Origin of the sequence: Cellulomonas sp. GbtcB1, assembly GCF_019091725.1 — a bacterium.
In the GTDB taxonomy this organism is placed as follows: Bacteria; Actinomycetota; Actinomycetes; order Actinomycetales; family Cellulomonadaceae; genus Cellulomonas.
Window position 1 is genome coordinate 1 of sequence record NZ_JAGXJG010000307.1, and the last position, 262, is coordinate 262.

General features: G+C 72.9%; 1 pseudogene. It reads left to right on the forward strand.

The window, feature by feature from the left end:
• Positions 1-262: pseudogene (locus KVT14_RS20540) on the forward strand (ammonium transporter); the annotation flags it as partial.

Genomic DNA, 262 nt, shown 5'->3' on the forward strand with positions numbered 1-262 from the left:
CCGGCGTCGTCGCGGGTCTGGTCGCCACCACCCCGGCCGCGGGTGCCCTGCGTCCGGCCACCGCCATCATCCTGGGTGTGGTCGCCGGTGCGCTGTGCGCCCTCGCGGTCGGCCTGAAGTACCGGTCCGGCTTCGACGACTCGCTCGACGTGGTCGGCGTCCACCTCGTGGGTGGCCTCGTCGGCACCACCGGCATCGGCTTCCTGGCCGACGAGGGTGGCCTGTTCTTCGGCGACGGCGTCAAGCTGCTCGTGGTCCAGGT